The 21,627-nt window shown below is 39.0% G+C and carries 15 protein-coding genes; 3 read left to right on the top strand and 12 right to left on the bottom strand.

The features are described from left to right. Positions 1–94: 94 nt before the first annotated feature. The 8 genes from B5X70_RS05095 to B5X70_RS05060 all read right to left on the bottom strand — a co-directional run bounded on the left by B5X70_RS05095 (position 95) and on the right by B5X70_RS05060 (position 14,922). Positions 95–1,828: a PKD domain-containing protein gene (locus B5X70_RS05095; protein WP_079556803.1), complete on the bottom strand. Its 1,734-nt coding sequence runs from the start codon at positions 1,826–1,828 to the stop codon at positions 95–97. Between the two features lie 90 nt (positions 1,829–1,918). Next, entirely contained in the window at positions 1,919–3,436 is a 1,518-nt protein-coding gene (locus tag B5X70_RS05090) for a RagB/SusD family nutrient uptake outer membrane protein (RefSeq protein ID WP_079556910.1), read from the bottom strand. 21 nt (positions 3,437–3,457) lie between these two features. Beyond that, a complete protein-coding gene (locus B5X70_RS05085; protein WP_079556802.1) occupies positions 3,458–6,589 on the bottom strand; it encodes a SusC/RagA family TonB-linked outer membrane protein in 3,132 nt (1,043 codons plus the stop codon). Positions 6,590–7,146: 557 nt separating this feature from the next. After that, positions 7,147–10,047 (bottom strand): helix-turn-helix and ligand-binding sensor domain-containing protein, encoded by a 2,901-nt coding sequence (locus tag B5X70_RS05080; RefSeq protein ID WP_079556801.1) that lies wholly within the window; start codon positions 10,045–10,047, stop codon positions 7,147–7,149. A gap of 12 nt (positions 10,048–10,059) precedes the next feature. Further along, a complete protein-coding gene (locus B5X70_RS05075) occupies positions 10,060–12,030 on the bottom strand; it encodes an OmpA family protein (protein WP_079556800.1) in 1,971 nt (656 codons plus the stop codon). 224 nt (positions 12,031–12,254) lie between these two features. Continuing rightward, complete coding sequence (locus tag B5X70_RS05070; RefSeq protein WP_079556799.1) at positions 12,255–12,998, bottom strand: lysophospholipid acyltransferase family protein; 744 nt, start codon at positions 12,996–12,998, stop codon at positions 12,255–12,257. 94 nt (positions 12,999–13,092) lie between these two features. Beyond that, positions 13,093–13,971 (bottom strand): DUF3078 domain-containing protein, encoded by an 879-nt coding sequence (locus B5X70_RS05065; protein ID WP_079556798.1) that lies wholly within the window; start codon positions 13,969–13,971, stop codon positions 13,093–13,095. A gap of 276 nt (positions 13,972–14,247) precedes the next feature. After that, positions 14,248–14,922 carry a NigD1/NigD2 family lipoprotein gene (locus B5X70_RS05060; RefSeq protein ID WP_079556797.1) on the bottom strand — a complete coding sequence of 225 codons (675 nt, stop codon included), beginning with the start codon at positions 14,920–14,922 and terminating at the stop codon, positions 14,248–14,250. 698 nt (positions 14,923–15,620) lie between these two features. Here B5X70_RS05060 and B5X70_RS05055 point away from each other — a divergent pair. From B5X70_RS05055 to B5X70_RS05045, 3 genes are all read left to right on the top strand, one after another. Then, complete coding sequence (locus B5X70_RS05055) at positions 15,621–16,283, top strand: TorF family putative porin (RefSeq protein WP_079556796.1); 663 nt, start codon at positions 15,621–15,623, stop codon at positions 16,281–16,283. A gap of 104 nt (positions 16,284–16,387) precedes the next feature. Further along, positions 16,388–16,735, top strand: a complete 348-nt coding sequence (locus B5X70_RS05050; protein WP_079556795.1) for a P-II family nitrogen regulator — start codon at positions 16,388–16,390, stop codon at positions 16,733–16,735. A gap of 28 nt (positions 16,736–16,763) precedes the next feature. Beyond that, the gene (locus B5X70_RS05045; protein ID WP_079556794.1) at positions 16,764–18,005 is read left to right on the top strand and encodes an ammonium transporter; all 1,242 of its coding nucleotides are present in this window, start codon (positions 16,764–16,766) and stop codon (positions 18,003–18,005) included. Positions 18,006–18,856: 851 nt separating this feature from the next. Here the strand turns inward: B5X70_RS05045 and B5X70_RS05040 are convergent. The 4 genes from B5X70_RS05040 to B5X70_RS05025 are packed head-to-tail and all read right to left on the bottom strand — an operon-like array spanning position 18,857 to position 21,621. Further along, a complete protein-coding gene (locus tag B5X70_RS05040) occupies positions 18,857–19,402 on the bottom strand; it encodes an FKBP-type peptidyl-prolyl cis-trans isomerase (protein WP_079556793.1) in 546 nt (181 codons plus the stop codon). A gap of 36 nt (positions 19,403–19,438) precedes the next feature. Beyond that, positions 19,439–20,059 carry an FKBP-type peptidyl-prolyl cis-trans isomerase gene (locus tag B5X70_RS05035; protein ID WP_079556792.1) on the bottom strand — a complete coding sequence of 207 codons (621 nt, stop codon included), beginning with the start codon at positions 20,057–20,059 and terminating at the stop codon, positions 19,439–19,441. A 10-nt stretch (positions 20,060–20,069) separates the two neighbouring features. After that, complete coding sequence (locus B5X70_RS05030; RefSeq protein ID WP_079556791.1) at positions 20,070–20,603, bottom strand: FKBP-type peptidyl-prolyl cis-trans isomerase; 534 nt, start codon at positions 20,601–20,603, stop codon at positions 20,070–20,072. Positions 20,604–20,613: 10 nt separating this feature from the next. Further along, positions 20,614–21,621 (bottom strand): DHH family phosphoesterase, encoded by a 1,008-nt coding sequence (locus tag B5X70_RS05025; RefSeq protein ID WP_079556790.1) that lies wholly within the window; start codon positions 21,619–21,621, stop codon positions 20,614–20,616. Between the last annotated feature and the right edge of the window lie 6 nt (positions 21,622–21,627).

Raw genomic sequence — 21,627 nt, 5'->3', positions numbered from 1 at the left:
AATTAAGTCGTGCTATTAAGGGATAAAATACCCTGCCAAAAAGCTCTTGGCAGGGTATTTAGTTTACTAGAGATATGAAGATTTATTAGTATTTCTATCGAGTAGACTTAATTCCTTCTACATGGGGGCCATAAAGTTCATCAAAATAGAACTCATGAACTCCGTCGCCAACACCAGGATTACACATTATACGGATAATGTTATAGTAATTGTGATTATACCTGTTATCAGCCGTTACATCAGGGGCGTATCCTCCATGCCAGTCAAAACTGGCGGGAACTCCTTCAAAATCAAACGTGGCAATTTCCCATGTATTATCATTTTGAATGGTATAAATCAACTCAGTACCGGTTGTCCAAGCATCTCCACCCAAATCGGTATTTTCGAGTTTCAGTAATACTGCTTGACCCGCCTTTCCATACACCATCATTCTAAAGGTTGAAATTTCACGAATATCGAAGCGATATCCCGAAGGAAGCTGCATATAAGCATTTCCCCACTCGCTATTTTCCTTACGGTAATGGGCTACCTTAGAAGTTCTGTTTGGATATTGACGCAACGGGTTGTCTACAATCGTAATTGCAATATCCTCCCCTCCAAATGGAACCATTGCAACATCAGAGAAATTATTATACAAAACAAAATCGTTAATAATGAACTCCTCATAATCGGGATGATGATCTTCAACATTTATTGATGTTGAATGGGTAAACTCTCCAATAGAAGTAACCAATGTAACAACCACATTGTAAGTGGCTCTTCGCATATAAGAGTGTGTAATGACAGCTTCAGGATCATTTGAAGATTCAACTGTTCCATCTCCAAAATTAACTGTAAATCTCTGGAAGTTTGCTCCTTCAGGGATAATAAGATCACTCAATCCTACGTGATACTCATTTGGATTTGTTCCAGCTTCTAACCCAATTTCAAATGTTGCGACAGGTCGAACATAACCTTGAGGAATAAATTTGTAATGCCATGCATTTCCATCTGATCCCAAAGCGACTAATTCAAGTTTATTTTCCTCAAGCGTTATAACCCTGTATCTATTGTCAACAGCGCCTACATCAAATATAGGGAAGATAGGACCTTCAGAAGGAACAAAAACAAGATACCATTCTCCGCCTTCTTGTTCCAAGGTCCATTCAGCCGGAGAAGGTGTAAAGTCAACTTTGTAATCCGTGTCTCTCTCTTCAGGATTAGAAAATGCAGGATCACTTGCTCTGTAATCCTTTACGTAACTTGCACCATTATTATGCAGATTAAATTCAAGTCCTACAATATTAAAGTTCATTACATCCTCGTATAAAACAAGAACATCTGCTTTATCAAGAGGGCCTGCACCCCACCAATCCAAACCATTTGAGCCGGCGGGACCTACACCTAAATGCCCCCATGTCAGACTGTCCAAAACCCAGGATTTTCCTGATTCTGCTTCAATACCTCCTGATAACAAAACCATTTCCGGACTGGCCAAAAAGTCCCAATCAGTATCTTCTGTTGTTAAAGTGGTAGTTTTAGAAGCTGATCCTCCTCTGGTACTAACAGTTAATGAGATCTCATGCTCTCCAGGCATTGGAAAACGAATTGAAACATTATCACCTGTTCTTCTAGTTCCACCTAACACCCAAGATGCTATTCCAGTGACACTTGACTCATTTTTAAAATGATAGCGGAACGGATCTGTGGCATCCTGTTCAACAACAAATCCCAGTTGTTCCTCAGTAGGAGGATTTCCAATAGATGGGCTATCTCCAAGTTCAGGATCACAGCCAAAGAAAGAGAACGCCATGACCATAACAAAACCCAATATAATATTTTTTTTCATAATGCTCTATTTTAATATTTTAATAACCCGGAGGTTAAAAAACCTCCGGTATCTTTTTTATTAAATTAATTCTGGCAACAACTCATGTTTTTAATTATAACCAGGGTTCTGAACCAATTTGAATTCACCCTCTGTCCGGTCTATTTCTGACTGAGGAATTGGTAAATACTTCTTGTAGGACTCCCAGGTTCTGTTTGAAGAAAACTCACTTAAGTTTTCGGTCAACAAATGGGTGTCTCCCCATCTAACGATGTCCCAAAAACGCATTCCTTCACCGAGAAATTCACGTCTGCGCTCAAGTTTAATATTCTCAACAGTAGAAGCAATCGGCCCCAAACCTGCCCTTTCGCGAATTTCGGCCAAAGCATCCTCAGCAGAAACTCCTACAGCAGCCTGACCATGAACAACTATTAATTCTGCAATATTTAGGTAAGCTTCAGCCAAACGGAAAATTCGGAGGTTATTTTCATAATTAAGGTCTACATCACCAGGCGGTTCATTGTATCCAACACGTGCCGCATATTTAGCCATAAAGTAACCGGTATCCTGAAATCTTTGAACATACTGATCCTCGTCCCATTGATTAATTGAAGCATCACGACGAACATCTCCCGATTCAAAAATATCGATTACCCATGGACGAACCGGACCAAAGCCCCATCCACCTTTATATACTCCATCGGGATCACTGAGATCGTTGGGCGAAATAAATGCAGGAAAGTTAGTTCCAAAACCTTGCCATCCGCTGGCCCAGGTTTTCCCACCATATTCACCGGGAAGATGGTTAACTTCAAAAATAGACTCATCGTTAAATTGTCCTTCACGAGACCAAATCTCTGCAAAATCCACAAGACTATATACACCACTGGTTACAATTTCGGTCATATCGGCTAATACCTGTGGGTAACGCGACTCATCTTTTTGATACATTACCACTCGGGCTCTTAACATTTTTACTGCAGCCATGGATGCACGACCATCATTTGTAGCAGATGTTCTCATAGGTAAAGCGCCAATTTCAATTATAGCATCCAAATCCTCCATGATAAATTCATAAATCTGATCAGCAGAGTATTGAGGAGCCATATATGGCTCTGGCAAATCATCAGTAAAATAAGGAATATTACCCCAGAACTTCCACAGCCAATGGGTGTAATAAGCACGTAAAAATAGCGCTTCAGATCTCATTTCAGCGACTCTTTCAGCAGGAACGTCAACAGCATTATCACAAGCAAGAATGACGTTATTACTACGGGCAATTCCACTATAATAGATATTCCACAAACCTGCGGGTAATTCATCAGGTGTAGCGTCAAGTAAAGAAAGACGATAAAGCTGGCCTTGGTCACCGGCATCACCACCTCCTTTAAAAATGTCATCAGAACGCAAATCTGACATTAAGAATATACTGTTGTAGTTATTATTAGCATAACTATCGAACAATAATATCTGATAACTTGCGGCAAGGTTTGCCATGATGGCACCTTCGGTTGCATCACCTCCTGCTTCCTGTGATTCGGTAGGATAAACAGTCAGGAAATCATCGCTGCAAGCTACAAAACCAAGTAACAGTGCAGCCAGGAAAAATCCATTTATATATTTTTTCATAATCAAAATCATTTTTTTTGTTTAGAAAGTAATGTTTGCTCCCACAGAAATTGTTCTGGCCTGAGGATAAATACCTCTGTCAATTCCTATTGTGGTAAAACCACCTGATGCAATCTCAGGCTCAAAACCATCATATCCGGTAAAGGTTAGCAAGTTGTCTCCACTAACGTAAATCCGGAAACGATCAATTGACACTCTACGGCTGATTTCAGTTGGTAAAGTATAACCTATCTGCATGGTTTTAAGCCTTAAATATGATCCATCCTTAACATATAGATCAGATGAAGCCCAGTTTCCATTTGGGTTTGCATTGGTCATTCTTGGAATTCTGTCAGAAGTCCCCTCTCCGGTCCAACGATCAAGAATCCAGGATGGGCGGTTCATGGCAGGAATATCTCCTCTAACTGAATAGTCAAATATGTCATTACCATAAGTACCCTGGAAGAACATGTTCAAATCAAAGTTTCTCCACTCAGCGTTAAGATTAAATCCGAATGTCCAATCGGGCATTCCCTTTCCAATTTTAGTTCTATCTGCATCATTAATCTGACCATCACCATTAAGATCTACAAAGCGAACATCACCAGGTCGCGCATTACGCCCATATGCTGCATTATATGCATCAGCCTCAGCCTGATTCTGCAAAATTCCGTCGGTTTTGAATCCGTAAAAATAAGGGAAGGGCATACCGTTCTCTCCTTTTACGTAAGCTCCTAAACCTGCAGCACCTGCACTTTCTAGAATGATTTCCCCTGACTCGTTTCCAAGATTTATCAGTTTGTTTTCCAAGTAAGAAGCATTACCACTGATGCTGTATCGGAAATCTCCGGTTCGACCTCTATAACCAAGTTCAAACTCAAACCCGGAATTCTCCATATCACCAACGTTACCCCAAGGGGAACCTTTACCAACATAAGCAGGAATTGGAATATGCATTAACATTCCTGTTGTGGTTTTCTTGTAATAATCAAATCCGAAGGTAAGAGCACTATTGAACATGCGCGTTTCAAAACCAAAGTTAATCTGTTCGGTTTCTTCCCATTTTAAATCAGGGTTTGATAGCTGTGAAGGACTGGCACCATATTGCATGGTCATATAATCGCCAGAACCAAAATAATAATTTTGTCCTCCACTCATCAAACTGGTATATCCGAAATTTGGGATACGCTCATTACCATTAAGCCCCCAACTTGCGCGAATTCGCATGTGCGTAAGGAAGTCTGGACGATTATCCATAAATGACTCATTGGTAATATTCCAACCAACAGAAACAGAAGGGAAAGTTCCCCATTTATTATTTGGTCCGAAATTAGATGATCCATCACGACGTACAGTAGCCTGAAACATATAAGTTTCTCTAAAGTTATAGTCAAGCCGGCCAAAGTAAGAAGCCAAGGTGTGTGCAGAAAAACCTCCTGTTCCACCCCAGGTTCTTTGTAAAGCCGGATCGGCTATTCCATAGTTGATGTTCGCTTTGCGTGGATCATTTTCCAACAGGTCATAATTATCTCCACCAAGATTGCGATAAGTATATTCCTGCCCGGATTGACCAAGAAGAGCGGTGAAGTTATGATTCTCCACAGAGAAATTATAGGTCAGAGTGTTTTCCAACTGCCATCTGAAACCTCTGTGCATATTTGAAAAAACATGGCTCTGAGTAAAGTTTTTGCCTTGTGTAGCAAGAAAATGTTCAAAAGTATACCCGTCATTACCCCAGAAAGCAAGATCTACACCATAACTACTTCTGAATGTAAGGCCTTCTAAAACATCCAATTCACCCCAAAAAGTTGAAACAAACTTGTCAGAATTGCCCTGTGAATTTTGAGGAGCAGCAAGCATAGCAACCGGGTTTGCAATTTCCTGGAAACCACTTGGAGGTAAAGAAAATACTCTGCCATCCTTATCAGTAACAGCAGTTGGTCTTGCAGCGATTACACCTTCTGGATCTTCTGCATATAGAGGAACTATAGGGTTAAATGCCAAGGCACTACCCAAAACAGAACCATATTCAGAGTTTGGATCAATTCCACTTGACAAAATCCTTGAATAACCGGCATTTACACCTACACGAACTTTATTCAGAAAGCCCCTATCGTCGGTAGAAAAAACAGTGTAGTTGTTGTTACTTCTCAAGCTGTAACGCTCATAATTTGATTTACCGTAGTTTCCTCCAACAATACCATCCTGACTAAAGTATCCAAAAGAAAGGAAGAACGTACCTTGGTCAGACCCACCTTGAATACTTACCTGGTGATTCTGAATTGGTGCATCATAGTTAAAAGTTTCGTCTTGCCAGTCAGTACCTCTGCCAGCCCCAGCAATCTGCTCATTTGAGTATCGTGGAGCATTTCCATCGTTGCGAAGTGCCTCGTTCATAATAATCATATATTCCCGGGCATCGAGAACTGATTTTTTTCTCCATGGATTTTGCCATCCATAGGAAAAATCGTAATTAACGGTCGTGCGAGCTACAGATCCGGATTTAGTGGTTACCAAAACCACTCCGTTGGCAGCACGAGCTCCATATACTGCTGCTGATGCAGCATCCTTAAGAATCTCGATAGATTCGATGTCAGTTGGATTCAGGTAATCAATACCTCCATCTACTGCCATTCCATCTACGATATACAAAGGCTCGCTGTTGTTGATGGTTCCTAAACCACGTATACGTAATTTGGAGTCTGAACCAGGTTGTCCTGAACTTTGAGTTATCTGGACTCCTGAAACCCGACCCTTAAGAACGTCCTCTATACGGGAAGGACGTGATGACTCAAGGTCATCTGAACTGACACTGCTTATGGCCGCAGTAATCACACTTCGCCGCTGAACACCATAACCAACAACAACAACCTCATCGAGATCTGTCCAGGTTTCAACCATTCTTACATCATGAGTGCTTGAAGTTACAGCTACCTCCACATTATTCATCCCAATAAATGAGAACCTTAATCTTTCTCCCATTTGGGTGGGTAATGAAAAATTGCCATCAATGTCAGTAATGGTACCGGTAGTAGTTCCAACCACCATTACACTTACACCGGGTATGGGTTCCCCGGTGGATTCAGATGTCACGCGTCCTGTAACGGTGACGTCCTGTGCTGCTACAAGAGTAGCAAGCATCATCAGAAACAATAGTCCTAACGTTTTTTTCATAAGATAATGATTTGTTTTAAATTGAAATAGAAGTTTGTTTTTGACTTCATCTTTTTTAGTTTATAAAGTCCTTTCATTTTTAATTAATGCTTCGATCTATTTAAATCACTTTCACAAATCTATGCTCAGATGTTAACAAACACTAATCTAAAAACGCACAAAAAACTCATAACCCACCCCTTCATCACCTCATCAAAAACTCACACATCATATCTTATACACCTGTTTATATTATACTTACAACATACTCACACAAACAAACAATGCTCATCCAGGTACTAATCAATAATAAAAAACATCTCGAAAATTAATTTGCTTTTTTTAACAATGAGGTAAAAATGAGGTTGTGAACTTTTAAAATATAAAAGGAAGAAATCAAACTGAGTAAAAAACTCTATTTGAGTAAAGAATAGACAATTAAATAGGCCAGGCCAAAAGCTAATAAATGACAGATAATAGGAAACGGGTCATACAGTAATATTTACAAATATTACTGTATGACCCGTTTATTAAGTTGGCTGTTCCTAAGATTGGTTCAGATTATTCAAAAAAGCAGGCTAAATATTCATGATGAAATCAATCAAGTTATCACCACCTTCCAGTCCAAGTTTCTTTCGAAGTTTATAACGATTGTTTTCCACAGCTCTAACGCTGATGTTTAAAAGTGATGAGATTTCTTTTGAAGTCATATCCATTCGTAAATAAGCTGATAACTTCTTCTCTTTGGAGGAAAGATCAGGGAATTTCTCGTGCAGCCTTTTAAGGAAGTCCTCATGAACCTGTTCCAGATGAAGCTCAAACACCTCCCAATGTGAATCATTATCTATGTCTTTGTCAATTTTCCTGATAATGTCTTTAACTTTTCTATCCATACCAGTAAAATCCCTTTGTTTACTAACCCTGGCTAATTCCTCCTTAACTTTTAACAGGAACTCATTTTTATGTATAATATTCATGGTGGAATTGGCCAACTCCTTCTCTTTAAACATCATCTCATTTCTAAGCTTCTCGTTTCTAAGCCGGATCATCTCCTTTTCATTCTCAAGGGCGGCATTTCGCAATTGCTCCTCCCTTATCCTGAATTTTTCCTGCTGTCGTCTCTTTTCGAGCATTTTACTACGCTCCATTAATCTATTCATTAATATCCAGGATCCAAGCAACAACAAAATAACTACAAACACATACAGAACTTTAGCAGTAGTAGTCCTGATCCAAGGGGGGTTAACAATAAAAATAAAACCAATTGGATCGGACTCAACCCCATGGATGTTAACAGCCTTCACCCAAAAAGTATATTTACCTTCACGAATATTTGTAAACTGCCGCTGTTTTTGAGAAGTCCATGCAGACCAATCTGAATCAATACCCTCGATATAAGTAGAGTATCTAACATTAGAATTCTCGAAAGTAGTAGCTGAATAAGTCACCTCAAATGAGTTTTTCGAGTATGGCCATTCAGGTACCTGTTTTTGTTCTCCATTTGGCTGAGCTAAATAGTAGGTTACAGATTCATCATGATTTCTAAACCCTCTTATATGCACGTGAAATGGCTTCATAAAGTTTTTGCGCTCATTGACAGAATAATGGGCAAAACCATCCTCTACTCCAATAATTGCGTTTCTTTCATCCAATATCTTTAAAAATTCAAAACCGTTTACCAATCTGCCATGTACCGGGTAAAATGGACCAACAACTCGTGTATATGAGCCATCTTCAAGTCTGCGAAGGACGCCCACACCTTCTGTAGTAAAAAACCATATATTATTGTATTGATCCTGTTGAATAACCACAGGATACTCTTCATTAATAAAATATCTGTTCAGGTAATGCCTATAAAAACTCGCAGAACTATTATCGTACCCGTATATTCCATGAATTGAAGAAAATAAAGGTTCACCATTTATGAGAGAGACATTCAGAGCTGCATTATCAACCATCCCTCTTGCTTCACTGTACTCTTCTACACGATCGACTTCTGTATAATCATCATTAAAATACAACCTGAATATTCCCAGATATCCATGCGTTACCCACAAGCTTCCATCCGAATCCCATTCCATATATCTGGCCGATTCAGAAAAACCATTGAGTCGCTTATCAAACACCCAGTTGTTTCTATCCTTTCTAAGAATTAGAATTCCAGAATAAGACCCAACCAATAATATATCATCCCGATTGGGCGGATATCTAAATATCCATGCTCCCATTACAGATGCAGGAGTAATGGGTTGTGCATTTGATCCATAAATCTCAAAAACCCCGTTGTTATGACCACATAAAAGGCGTCCTTCCTTATCAACAAAAAGTGACCAAACTTGTCCACTCGTGCCCGGAATTCGAGTAAAGTCATCTCTATTTTTCTCAGGATTTCTGAAATCTTCATTTGAGATATGATACAATGCCTGGTTGGTTCCTAGATAGATGTTGTTTTGAAACTTCTCCATAGTGTACCCGGTTCCAATGTCATAATATCCATGAATAAAGCTGATGGTAGAATTGTAATTGATTCTGGCGATTCCATTATCCAACCCTGCCCAAATATTTCCTTCAAAGTCAATATCAAGCCCTAAGACCGTGTTATTCTGAAGACCTCGATCCTTATTCGCAATAAGTTGAACATTTCCGTTTATATCCGTTACGATTACACCTGATTGAATGGTACCAAAAATTAAAAATTCAGAATCGTAATTGGTACCACAAAACACATTTGCATTAGCAATGATTTCAGCTGCCGGAGTCTCCCATGGTTTAAATTGCTGATAATCCCAAACAAAAAGACCTTCACTGATGGTTCCGATTAAAACCTCTCGGTCGGATAAGGGTAAGATGGTTCCGATTCCAATTCCAGCAAATTGTTCTCCACCAGAAACTACAAATAGATTATTATTTCTAAGTTCCATTAATCCAGCCTCTTCATCATATACCATAATGATGCCGTTAACAAGAAAAGCATTTGAAATCCTCGATCTGGCTGGTACAAACTGCATATCCTGATCATCTCTATACAAGACCAAGCCCTTATCAGCCTGAAAAATCAACATATTGTTGTATGGAATTATATTCCATACATCTCCCAACGCACTAATTTCATCATTAACTGAGAGTGATTTGTACTCAAACTCATTTCGGTTATTTTTAAAATAATATCCAAACTCGTTATAAGCTCCCATATAAATCTTATCTTCATGAGCCAAAACGCTTCTTACTATAACATCAACAACGCGGGTTAACAACCTCCAGGTTGTTCCATCATATTCAAGAATTCCATCATTATTTGCCGCATAAATGATTCCTGATTCAGCCTGGCTAATTTGCCAATTCTGAGTACCCCCTTTATATTGTCGCCGATTAAAGTATTCAATTTCAGGAATGCCAAGAAAAACAACTTCTGTTGCCAGAATAATTGCCGGATAAACTAAACAAAACAACAATAATATTTTAAATCTGTAACTCTTCATCAGAACAAATAGCTATAAAATGGTAATTTCTGTTCGCCTGTTTTTGGCTCTTCCGGACTCTGTTTCATTATCTGCAATTGGCTGATCCATTCCAAACCCCTTGTATTCAAGTCGGGATGTATCAACACCCTGTTCAATGATGTAATTATAGACTGATCTGGCTCTGTTCTCTGAAAGTCGTTGATTGTAGGCTGCATTTCCGACATTATCCGTATGCCCTCCAATCATAATTCGAACTTCTTTATTATCGGCTAAAAATCTGACCAACCCATCAAGTTCTACCTTTGATTGAGATTCCAAGCGGTATGAGTCAATTCCAAAGAAAATATTTTCCAGCGTCATTGAAACGCCTTTGCGTATGGGCTGCAGTCCAATGTCCAATTGATAGGGAGCATCAAGCGGGTGATCTCCGAAAAGGTCAAAATGCCCGGAGTAAAACATATATCCGGGATGCTCGGCTTTAAAAGCATATTGTCCCCCAACAGGCAAAACGACCAAGAACTCCCCTGAAAATCTATTACTTTGGGTAGATACAATTAAATTACCTGTACTGATATCCTTTAACTCAAAATCAGCCGGCAGGGTCTCACCTGTTTCAATATCGTAAACCCTGCCGGCTACATACAGAACAGGCGATGGCTGAATGGGCGGAGGCAATTCAAACGTATAAATGTTTTTGCTGGTTTGATCCTCTTCCCGACCATCACTGGCAAAATAAGCTCTGTTGCCACGTGCATTGATAACAAGACCAATTTCATCTCCAGGTGTATTTATTGGCACACCCAGATTGACAGGTACCCGCCAAACACCATCTTCTCCTTTACGACTTACAAACAGATCCATCCCTCCCATGCCAGGCCAACCCTCCGAAGCAAAATATAACGTCCGGTTATCATGATGAAGAAATGGAGAGTTTTCATCTTTGGTCGTATTGATATTTGACCCGAGATTTCGAACATCACCAAAAACCGGTACTCCATCTCTGTTGATGTGTTGAACGGTAGCCTGCCAAATATCTTTACCACCTCTACCTCCCGGGCGATTACTAACAAACATAAGAGTTTTACCATCAGCACCAAAGGTTGGCTGACTTTCCCAATAAGGTGTGTTCACAGGCATCCCGAGATTTACCGGCTCCGACCAACCTTCAGGAGTGCGCTGAGAAAAATATATATCACAACTGCCCCGACCATCAGACCTTCCACAAGCTGTAAAAAACATCCAGTTTCCATCTGCACTAAGCGCTTGTGCGCCTTCGTTTCCATCTGTGTTTATGCTGCCTGGTAATGGTTCTCGCGTTTGCCACTGACCATCAGCTCCGCGATGAGACACATAAAAATCCTCCTGAAAATACATGGATGTGCGGGGCAAACTTCGTTCAGCGAACAAGCCTGGGTTGCGAGGAACCAAGACAGTAAATACCAATGTTTGCTCATCGGCTGTTACACTTGGCCAGTATTCATCGTAATCACTGTTTACCTTTTCGCCCAAAGTGATCAGCTCTATTTCGTATGGGTTTTCACTTGCTTCAACAGCAAATCTGGCACGGTCAAGCCATTGTTTAACTCGTTCAGCACTTCTATCGTCACTAAAATACCAGCGGTAACGCTCAAGCCAGAGAATTGATTCAGCATAATCGCCGGCATTGAATGATGCAACGCCAATATTGAACATCGTTGTTGGAAAAAAAGTTGAATCAATGGCTACCGCCTTTTTAAGCACTTCTGCCTCCTTTGCAAATTCTCGTTGTCTGTTATAAATATCACCCAACACAAGATAAGCCTCAATAAAATCAGAGTCTCGGTCAATGGCTCTCTGAAGGGCAGCTATTGCTTCATTATGTTGTCCTAAACCATAATGATTCCTCGCCTCCTCATATAATCTGATGGCTCCTCTGTTTCGGGTTGTCAGCGACTCCTGAGCCTGAACCATTGTCCCAAAAATCAAGACTGATCCAATAATCAATATTAAAAATCTATTCATGTGTTTATAATTTGTTTTCAGTTGATCCCGAGCACTCGGGAGAACTCGCCAGATAATCATCCCCCTGTGTGAGAACTCTGAGACTTCGTCGATCTACCGATTCTAATGGTTCATTTCATCTATGCCAAATATTCTACATTCTATCTATGAAGTTTGTTACACAACAACCTCAATCATTATCTTAAAGCATTACTTACTTTTTGATGCATGCCTCTAAAATTTAATTAGTCAGATGGCAATTCGGATTCGATGACATGCCTTGTTTTAATCATTAATCCACTGATGTCATCTTTAAAACCACTGGTTTTAATCATTGGATGCACAACTAACCCGGCATTACCCGGCACCAAATTCATGAACCCTGCTCGTTTTATTTTATGACTATTTTGAATGGTAACCGGCAAAATATCCAAATCCAAATCCATTGCCAATTTAAAGGCTCCTTTTTTAAAAGGCCGCATTTGATTGTTTCTACTTCTGGTTCCTTCCGGAAAGATAAGAACTGAAGTTCCATTAACCAATTTTCTTTTCGCCTCTTCCAGAGTTTGAACTGCAGCTCTGGGAGAAGATCTGTCAATAAAAATATGTCCCACTTTTTCAGATGCCAAACCAATAAAAGGCAAATTTCTTAACTCCTTCTTCATCACCCACTTAAAATCAATAGGAAGATAGCCATAAAGTAGAAAAATATCAAACCCTGTTTGGTGATTTGATACGATGACATAGGATTTTCTTTCACTGATGTTATTCTGCCCCTTCACTTTAACACTAACCGGGGTAAGCCAGCATGTGATTAAAGCCCATGTTTTACCCATTAAGCTGCCGGCTCTAGGTGAAACACAGAGGGACATAATAATGGCCAATAAAGCAAATACAATAGAATTAATAAGCATCAGAGGCATTAATATCAACCACTTATATGGTTGATACAACCAGAACTTCCAGGCAACAGAGCTTTTTTCGTCCATTTTAGTTTTTCATTTATCATCTAAAATATAAAAAAAGAGCACAATACCTTCATGGACTGTGCTCTTTTTAATAAAATCACCTAACAATATCTTCTCAAAAGCTATAGGATAATCCAAATCCAAGTAATTGTTTGGTCTGTACTCTGGCACCTCTTTGATTCCCTTCTGAGTCGACATACTTAATATCGTTATCATACAAAAGGTTAAGAGAAATTACTGCTGTTAAAAAATCATTTACTCGCAAATTTATGCGTCCTTCCCAATCAACATCAATATATTGTGGATTTTCTGCAAGATTTGAAAAGAGATCAAGCCTGGTTAAAAAATCCACATTTTTAATGATGTTCCTTTTTCTGTAAACAATTTTGGTGGATGCTCCAAATTCTCCTCTAAAGTTATCACCCGGATCAACCCCATACAGACCCCGGTCGGCCAACTCATCGTCCAACACAAAAGTCATTTTGGAGGTCAATGGAGACAAATACACAGAAAAAGCATCACTCGGTTTATAATCCATACCTACCGATAAAAGCAGATATGCAGGCGCCATAAGGTTGGATATTGTAACTGCATTCTGAGGCGGATCCTGGTATCCTGTTGTCATTTGCGTTCTAAAATCAAACAGTCCGGAATAAAACCAATGACCAGCAGCCTTGTATCCATATTTGGATGTCACAAGCACACGGTCTTCACTTTTGATGAGATTTTCTGATCCTTGTCGGGTTAAACCATAACCAACCTGAAGGCTATTATCCCAAGCATGTCTGTCCTTTTTGTAATTTGCATAGCCATTAAATAAAAAGGTTCCTGTTTGCGCATCCTGTCCACCAGCAGCCCAATTACTAAAAGAAACCTGTGAGAGTGTTAAAGATGCATCTCCTCCGGTTGACCATAGTTTTGTGGTGTCTGACTCCTCTGCAAACATGATTACCGTGATAAAGAAACTGAGGAAGGCTGATACGTTTTTTTTCATTTGAATTATTTTAATTAAGGTATAACACGTTGACAGGTTTTCGGCAACTGGAAAAAAACCTTTAAATGCAGATTACATTGCCTGAAAGAGCAATATTATATTAAATATGGCACTTAAATTTGCAGAAATCTTAACAACATGTGAAAAAAAAAGAATAATTTGCAAGCTACAAATTATTCTTTCTTTTTTCCAGTGTTTATTAATTCAAAATCAACACTCCATGTGTATCAACCTACAGCAATAATCAGACCGCAGATTTTCAATAAGTACAGCAGTCTACTCATCAGAATATCTATATATAAGTTCACGTGAAGTAAAAGAGTCGTCATCGGCGCGAAAGAATATATTGATACTATCAACTGATTCTTTTTGTAACTCAGTTAAATCAAAACTAATTATCCCCCGGAGGTTATAGTATTGCTTGTCGTTACGAGCGTCATGATGAAAATCAAGTGTGGTGAAACCACCTTTGTATTGTTCTCCAGGATCCAGCAAAAGATCAAATATGTGAGCTTTCTCGTGTCCAAAAAATGAAAACTCCACATTAAGATACGATTTTCCAATCCAAGCATTAATAATCCTAACAGGATCACGTTTTAATGTATCCCTCCCTTCACTATCAACATTCAGTATCCCTTTTGTTAATACATCCTGCATGGCTTGAATACGAATAGAATAATCAAAGTTTTGATCGTCTCTACCAGCATCTACATGTTTAAAATAGAAAAATACTCTCTTGCCCTCTATAATCTCATCATAATCTGAAGGGTATTCGATAGGGCGTAGAATAGTTCCATCATCTGCTTCGATTAAAAAGGTTGAAGGTGAATTTCCAATGACATTTCCCATGGCTAAGTATAGCTGTTCGTAATCATCTTCTACTTTACAAGAAGTTAAACCAGTAATTGCAACCAACAAAACTCCAATTAACAATGACTTTAAGATTTTCATCCGCACATATTTTTATACCGGATTGAATTCGCATGATGAATTCTGATCCATATTTTCTTTAAACGAATCATGCTCGCTCTATATACTTCAGAATGCAGAACCGTCAAAAAGAGATGAGTCTCGTGTTTTATTCACACCCCGTTTCCCTTATTTACTCATATTGCTTCAATTAGCATGGTTGACTTATCACTAATAGTCACCCTATTAATTCTGCCTAAATTGCTTTCATATTTAAAATCTATTGGTAGACGCAATTTGATTCAGATGGTTGCGTCGCAGAGACATAAAATAAACTCCTCATTACCACACGCATAAAAAAATCCTTTAAATATAACAATTTAAAAACAGTAGACCAGAACTTTATTTCGAGATATTACAATATAGCTGGAATAGATTTTTGGCCTCTAATGTTGTTTAAGTCTCAAACAAAAGGCTGAACAGATTCTACCTATCATATTTGGCAGAGAATAATTAATACAGGGTACACCTTAATAAAAAGTATATTTTCCACTCACACCACCCCATAAAAATAGGGGTAAATGATATTTTTTTCTTGTTTTTAGTTTTTTTCACATTGTTTTTAGGGGGGTCAATTGATTTTTTACATAGATTTGCATTATCAACCTACAAAAAAAAGGGGGTTGATAACCTAAAAACCATTTTTTTATTCCTAATTACTAATTTAACACTACCGAGCCATGAAAAAGCTTTTAATCGCAGCAATCGGGGTACTGTTCTTTACAACAGCAAACGCCCAGGAAGTTAATGTAGGACTTGACTTCTACAACCGTTACGTTTTCCGTGGAGTTGATTTTGGAGACGGACCAAGTTTGCAACCCACCATTGAATTCACATCCGGCGGATTCACAATTGGAGCATGGGGAGCATTTGGTACTGGAAACGGAATTTTGACAAACTTTAATGAAGCTGACCTTTATGCTTCATACGACTTTGATTTTGGCCTAAGCTTAGGCGCTACCTCGTATTATTACCCCGGCTCCTCCTGGTTTGAGTTAGACAAAGGTGTTTCGAGCCATGCTTTAGAATTGAATCTGGGATATGAGGTATCAGGTTTATCTCTCAGTGCCAATTATATAGTAAATGACTCTTCGGATGGAGCCGGGTCCGAGGGAGGCGACATGTATTTCGAAATTGGATACAGCGGTGGCTTATTCGATGTATTCTTTGGAGCAGGTGACGGCTGGCACACCACAAATGGAAACCTTCAGGTGGTAAATGTAGGCATTGGAACATCAAAAGAGATTAAAATCACTGATACATTCTCTATTCCGATGTCTGGGTCGTTAATTCTGAACCCGAATACCGAGCAATTCTATATCGTAGTTGGGGTATCATTCTAAAATAAAAACAATTAAAGGTAGCCTTGTTATTATAATAACAAGGACAACCTTTAATTCAACCTCATTACAACTTCATTATGAATATTCATTTAAAACCTGATATCATGAAAAAAATTGAAGCCATCATTCGTCTTACAAAATACGAAGACGTAAGAAAAGCACTTGAAGAACAAGACATCACTTTTTTCTCCTATTGGGATGTGCGAGGTGTTGGAACTGCCGTTGAAGGTCATCTATATCGCGGCACTGTGTATGACACCAGCATCATTGAGCGACGCTTAATCTCAATCGTTGTTCGCGACGAAAATGTAGATAAAACAGTTAAGGCCATTACAGAAGCTGCACGTACAGGTGAGATTGGTGACGGAAGAATTTTTATTTCCGATGTAGAGAACACCTACAAGATTCGCACCGGCGAATCCGGCCCTGAAACCTTGTACATAAAGAAGTAACCTAATTAACCGATTAAACTTAAACGCTATGGATACATTAGATATTGCAAAAGTAGCAAGCGAAAACTCCGTTTCAATTGATACTATATGGATACTGATTGCAGCTGTACTGGTATTTTTTATGCAGGCTGGTTTCGGTATGGTGGAAGCAGGTTTCACCAGAGCAAAAAACGTTGGAAACATCATCATGAAAAACCTAATGGACTTATCAATTGGGTCACTGGTTTTCTGGTTTGTTGGTTTCAGCATTATGTTTGGACCTTCGGTTGGAGGATTTATCGGGGGGTTTAACTTCTTCTTTACTGCCGATTATGGCAATGATGTGCCTGACATGGCCATTTTGATCTTCCAAACCATGTTTGCAGCAACTGCCGCAACCATTGTTTCCGGAGCTATGGCTGAAAGAACCCGATTTGGTGTTTATTTAATTTTCACGCTTATCATTACATTAGTTATTTACCCGATATCAGGACACTGGGTATGGGGCGACGGATGGTTGGCAGAAATGGGATTCCATGACTTCGCCGGATCAACAGTCGTTCACTCTGTTGGTGGTTGGGTTGCATTGGCTGGAGCAGCCATCGTTGGACCTCGTCTAGGCAAATATACAAATGGGAAAGTAAATGCTATCCCTGGTCACAACATGGTATTAGGTGCTCTTGGAGTCTTTATTCTATGGTTAGGATGGTTTGGATTCAACCCTGGTTCTGAATTAGCCGCCTCGGGAGATAGTGTTTTTGCCATTGCCCATATTTTTGTTACCACTAACCTATCAGCAGTTGCTTCGGTTGTTGTAACCATGTTCTTAACCTGGAAACGTTATGGAAAACCTGATTTAAGTATGACCCTCAACGGTGCTTTAGCAGGTTTAGTAGCCATTACTGCAGGTACAGATATAGTTTCACCGGGAGGTGCTGTTATTATTGGTGCTTTGGCCGGAGTGGTTCTTGTATTTGGTATTGAATTGATTGACAAAGTTCTAAAAGTAGACGACCCCGTTGGTGCAATTACAGTACACGGATTGGTTGGTGCATTTGGAACCATCATGGTTGGGCTTTTTGCTACCGAGGGTGGAGTATTCTATGGTGGTGGATGGTCTCTATTTGGAGTACAGGTTCTTGGTGTTGTGGTAATCGCAGCATGGGCACTTGGAACTGCATTCCTTCTATTCACAATACTTAAGCATACAACAGGACTAAGGGTTTCTGAAAAAGAAGAACGTGAAGGTCTTGACATACATGAGCACGGACAAAGTTCATATAACTATTAATCCGTACTTTAAAATTTACCTGGTTTTTTAATTCGAGAAGGGAGTTGCCTAATGAGGCAGCTCCTTTTTTATTACAATATACCCAAACCACAAAAAGAAGCAATCCGTAAATTAATAGGTCGTTAGACCTTTGATCTCGAGACATTCGGGATTATATCAAGGTATGTCTTTGATTTAATACAATAAACACCCCTAACAGACAGATTGGTATCCATCTGCAATTCAAGGGGATGAAAAAGTTTAATGAACTATTGAGACAACAAAGAAACCCAAAATCAGCTAGCAGTCTGATTTAATGCAGATTACACATACTAACAATTTTGGACAGAGTCTACCCCTTTCAAATGGGATTGCCATTTAATGCTATAGGAGAAATATTAGAAAAATCTGGCAAAAGAGAATTTGTACGACACAAAAATCGTATCTTGAAATGCAAACTGCCTCAATATCCAATTTCGTAGGTTAAATATGGACTGTTTAAAACTTCTTTTTACAATATAAATACTGTCCGGAAGAGCTTTGATAGAATCTACATATTTGCTCAACCAAGGAGTACCACGACGTTTCTGAAGCAAGGAATTTCATTTTTAATACCGATACTACAAGCCTGACGGGACTATCCCGATAAGCCACTTAATGAACAACTCAATAGTTGTTAAAGTGAGCCTTCTTCATTGCACAATATAACTATTGCCAAAGAAGACCATATCGGTATAACAAGTAATTAAGAAATACATTTATGCACTGTTAAAAACAAGACATCATTTTTCGACCAGTAGAGAATAGATATAGTACTTACTCACTTCAAAGTAGAATAGGTTAATTTCCCATAAAACAAAGACAAGTTTTATTTAGAATTCCGCTGTAGTAACTTCAACATCTATAACTATAGTTATAAATTCATTTCTAGTACCAATTGTACTAGGAATTACCAGAGTGGCTTTTCCACCAATTCTCATAAAACTCATGCCTTCGTGTAAACCAGAAAACCAACTCTCATCTCCAATTCGAATCACATCTGGTTCTCCTCCACCATAATTACTATATCTTTTCAACAATGCAGGCTTTTCGGTTTCAGGATGCCTGAGTAGTTCATAATAATCGTATCTAAAAGATGCATATTTATGAAGTCCTAAAGTATCTCCCACTCCTCGCTCAGTACCAAGAAACAGCAAGCCAGATTTTTCTCTGTTATCAATAATCGTGTCAACCGCCAATGCAAACAGACTATCCTCATACATTTCATAAAACTCGGCCAGAAGTTTTGCCTCCTCACGCTGAAATCTTGTATAGTCGATTCCCCTGTATGGATCACTACATCCAATCGCTAAAAGAGTAAAGATCGACAACCCTAAAATTGCATTGACAATTTTCTTAAAAAAACTAATTAAAAACATACTATAATATTTTTATTATTGACGCACAATTATTGACTATTTTGGATTTACCAACTCCACATCAAAACGAAGAGGCGAATTTGGAGGGATTACCCCCACCCTCCTGTCTCCATATGCAAGATGAGAAGGTATTAGAAAAGTTGCTCTGCTGCCTTTAGTCAGCAATCCGAAACCTAGGTGCCAGCCCTGTATTACATTTCCGGTTTCATACCTGAATTGAAAAAGCTTAAAGTTTTCATCTTTCAACTTTTCATACGCAATTACTTTAGCTTGAAATTCCGCAAGTTCTTTATCATATTCTTCTTTTTCCTCATCTGTAGCATCATCTGAGGGTTTTACAGGTTTAAGTGGAACCGGGTAATCTGCCGAACTAAATCTGCGGTGTTTGATGGTATCAAAACCCTGGCCTGTTAACAAATGCCCCGTATAATAAGCATATAAAACTTCATCCCTAACCGGTTTACTTCCTGACCCCTCGTAGTGTACAATTACATACATTCCGTTTTCCATGCTGTCGACACCGGGAAAATGCTCCCTGGCATAGTCATGTATATCAACATACTCGTATTCAATTTCAGAAGTTTTGTCCTTGTCCTTGCTGCAACCTACAAAAAGGAAAGAGAATAAAAAGAAGCCTGCAATAAAAAATCTCATCATTGTTTAAAAATTATTTGTCTTTAACATCTAATACTTCAACTTCATATTTTAAAATGGCTCGATAAGGAATTCTGTCGTCATCGCCAATAAGCCCATGAGCAAGATGCGGCGGCATGATAAAGGTTGCTTTGCTACCTTTCTTTAACATTAGAATGCCTTCCTCAAGTCCTGACTCAACACCTCCGTGCCCAACCATAAAAACCTTATGGCCATCTTCATCAGAACTGTAACATAAAGTTCCATCCAACAACCATACATTATAGTCGAGAGTAACTATTTGTCCTGTCTTGATTTCGACTCCGTCTTCAGGACTATCAATTTTATACCATAGGCCTGTTTCAGTTCTATCCATCTCCAGCCCCGTTGAATCAACATACTGTGATATAATACGTTGGTCAAAATCAATCAACTGCCTGTTAATCTCAATGTATTGATCCCTACTGATTTGGGAACTACGCTGTGATTGTTGTCGATTCTGAGAATCGGAGCAGCTGCAAAAAATGAACAGCAATGAGATCAGAAATATTATATTTAAAACCCTCATCTAATAATTTTTAGCTGAAATGTTTCGTTACAACTGATATAAAATGCTTTACTACTTTTTCATAATCGTCCTTCATTTCTCCTCCGGCAGCATTTCTGTGACCACCACCAGAAAAATATTTAGCGGCAAAATCATTAACTGGTAAATTTCCGCGAGAACGCATTGAAATTTTCACAAATCCAGGCTCCTTCTCAGTTATCAAGGCTGCCACCTCTATCCCATCAATTGACAAAGGGTAATTCACCAATCCTTCTGTATCCCCTGGCTTATAATCAAATCTTTTAAGTTCATCCTCAGAAAGAGCAATATAAGCAATTTTGCCATCTGCTAACAACTCCAACTTACTACATAAAGCGTGCCCAAATAAACGCATTCGTGATAAAGAGTTGCTGTGGAATACTTCCTGATGTACATAATCTTTATCAACTCCGACCTCCAACAAATCGGCAATTACATGATATAATCCCGGTCTTGAAGAGTTATGATTTAACATACCGGTATCGGTCATGATACCGGTATATAAGCATGTGGCTGAGAACGGCGATGGTTTCAAGTTAAGATACTTCATTACCGAGTAGGATAATTCGCAAGTCGATGACACCTCGGTATCTGAAATCATGACATCCGATAAATCCATATCAGGATAAGGGTGATGATCGATGGTGATTTTTGGAATAACGAGTTTCGATAAAGTCTCCTGCAAATCACCTGTTCTGCCAATCCCATTAAAATCGAGGTATAACGCCAAATCACAGTCATTAATCTCCTGAAGGGCGATGTTTCTATCCTTAGAAAAGATAATGATAGAGTCAGCTCCCGGCATCCATTGAAGTGTAATCTGCACCTCATTGGGTGATACCACCACTCCTTTTATTCCATTCTCTTTAAACAGATTATACCATGCCAGAGAAGAACCTATGGCATCGCCATCCGGATCTTTATGTGGAATGATTAGTACTTTTTTGGCATTGACCAAAAAAGATTTGAATCTTTTAATCTCTTGAATATCTAAACTCACAAAAAT

Source organism: Alkalitalea saponilacus (assembly GCF_900168165.1).
GTDB lineage: Bacteria > Bacteroidota > Bacteroidia > Bacteroidales > Marinilabiliaceae > Natronoflexus > Natronoflexus saponilacus.
This window is presented reverse-complemented; position numbering and strand designations above follow the sequence as displayed.